We start from the raw sequence: 2463 nt of genomic DNA on the forward strand, positions 1-2463 counted from the left end.
TGTCAATGATAAAGAGGAATTTAAAAATTTTCTATAATTCTCAATTGTTATTTCTTTTAATATCATTTTAATCCTCCAATGCTTAAGTGTAATGATTCCACTGGGTTATACGTAAATTGTCAGTATATAGTAGAGTTCTATATACGCCTAAGCGAACCAAAAGTCCCCAAATATTCCTATAATAATTTTCTACAAATTCCTACAATATCCTCCTTTTATCAACTTTCTAATTAAGATAATTCGTCTAAAGCTTAACAAGCGGCCATAACAAAAATGAATTAAACTGCTAAACTGCATTCATCAAGTTTTCTTTATAAATTTCCCACTACAAGTTAGCTCTTTAACATGTTGTGAGTTCGTATTCTGCTTTTTGAATATAAATTTATTTTTCAGTCATTATATTGATCTCTATGTTGTGCTTTTTTGACACCCTAAAGCTCATAAATTTAAAGCATAGAAAGACTATATTGTAATTATCATCTGGCTCACCACTTCGCCTTATAAAACTCATGATACAGCTTCATGAGAGCCCTCTTCTCTATCCTCGAAACATAACTTCGCAATCTCCCGCTGTGTCCGCTCTTCCCCGCCCGTATCTAGCCCAAACCGCCCAACCACAACTTCCTTCTCCCGGTCATCCAGAATGTCCAGGTTGCGGTAAATCTTACTCTTCTCGATCTTCAGATCGACTTCCTTTACAATATCATCTGCGTCGGAGCCGAGGATATCGATGAGGGTGATTTCATTGCCTTCCTTGTCCGTCCCTATAGGATCATGCAAAGATACATCCTTTTTGGTCTTTTTAAGCGATCTCAAATGCATCAGGATTTCATTCTCTATACAGCGGGCAGCAAAAGTAGCGAGCTTAGTACCCTTGTTCGGACGGTAGCTCTCGATGGCCTCGATCAGCCCGATGGTGCCGATGGAGATGAGGTCCTCCATATCTTCGCCGGTGTTATCGAATTTTTTGAGGTTATGGACACGATACGATGAAGTATGAAGGTTTTACCGGATTATTGACTCTTTTTATGTTATTCATTGTCCATTTTTTAATAGTCACTTCGTTTTCTTAAATCTTCACTTGATATCAACAGCTTAAAGAAAACAGTCGAAAGACATGATATTTAACATAGTTTGAGTATGTTTACAGTCACATCCGGAAAAAACTTAATTGTGTTACGATTTATCTTATTACTCTAGAGGAGTTTTAATAATGTCAACAACTTACGAAAGAGGTGTGTAATTGAAACTTCCAACAATTCAATTCGGACATATTAAATCGAGAGTTCCTGTTATTCAAGGTGGAATGGGTGTAGGCATATCCTTAAGTGGACTAGCCGCTGCTGTAGCCAGTGCAGGCGGGATCGGTACCATCTCTGGTACAGGAATCACTGCTGAAGAGCTGAGAATGCATATTCGCAAAACAAGAAAACTCTCTAATGGGGTTGGCTATATCGGTGTGAATGTACTATTCGCAGTGAAGGACTTTGCCGAAAAAATGAAGATTGCTTTGGAGGAAAAGGTTGACTTTATTATTTCCGGAGCCGGAATTTCTAGAGATATTTATGCTTGGGGTAAAGAATATGGTACTCCTGTCGTAACTATTGTTTCATCCGCCAAATTAGCCCGAATTTCCGAAAGACTTGGTGCCTCCGCAGTCGTTGTGGAAGGGTTCGAAGCTGGGGGCCATTTAGGTACAGACAGATCCATGTTTGATATCCTTCCTGAAGTCCTAGAGGCCGTTTCGATTCCGGTTATTGCTGCGGGTGGAATTCTGACGGGGGATGATATCGCAAAAGCCCTTCGGATGGGTGCATCTGGTGTTCAAATGGGTACCCGTTTTGTGGCTAGCCATGAGTGTGATGCTCCCTTAGCCTTCAAGCAAAAGTATGTAGATGCTCAGCAAGGAGATACTGTCCTAATCAAGTCTACTGTGGGTCTAGAAGGTAGAGCGATTCGGAATGAATTTACGGACCGGATCAGTAATGATGCCAAATTAAAGATAGTCAAATGCTATGATTGTCTAAAGGTTTGTTCACATCGCTTCTGTACAATGGAATCCCTGCTCACTTCCCTTAGAGGAGATGTTAAGAACGGATTGGTTTTTGCTGGGTCCAGAGTTCATGAGATTAAAGAGATTTTGTCCGTACAGCAGATTATCGACAATTTAATGAATGAGTATCAAGGGGCATTGAACCCGGCAACTTAAGGTTGTTATAAGATTCAAAAGCACGATTAACCACTTAAGCAAGCTTGGGATTTCCGAGCGTAAGTGGTTTTTTATTTCGCTTGATCTCAAATTTAGTTATATTTAATAAGCTTTTGTGTTGTATTTAACTAAAGATTTTCGTACTTTTCTTTTTGATTGCAACAACAGCTAAATATCTTCACAGCCAAATGCAATATGCAGAATACCAAGAATATTCGCAAATGATGACTGGATATATGTACTATTTAGAGCAC

The 2463-nt window shown here is 39.2% G+C and carries 1 protein-coding gene and 1 pseudogene; one reads left to right on the top strand and one right to left on the bottom strand.

From position 1 onward, the window contains the following. Positions 1-485: 485 nt before the first annotated feature. A pseudogene (sigK, locus tag A3842_RS08845) lies at positions 486-978 on the bottom strand (RNA polymerase sporulation sigma factor SigK); the annotation flags it as partial. Between the two features lie 265 nt (positions 979-1243). Here sigK and A3842_RS08850 point away from each other — a divergent pair. Further along, the gene (locus A3842_RS08850) at positions 1244-2209 is read left to right on the top strand and encodes an NAD(P)H-dependent flavin oxidoreductase (RefSeq protein WP_074101116.1); all 966 of its coding nucleotides are present in this window, start codon (positions 1244-1246) and stop codon (positions 2207-2209) included. Positions 2210-2463: the final 254 nt, after the last annotated feature.

It is taken from the genome of Paenibacillus sp. P3E (assembly GCF_001909045.1).
Lineage (GTDB): Bacteria > Bacillota > Bacilli > Paenibacillales > Paenibacillaceae > Paenibacillus_AQ > Paenibacillus_AQ helianthi.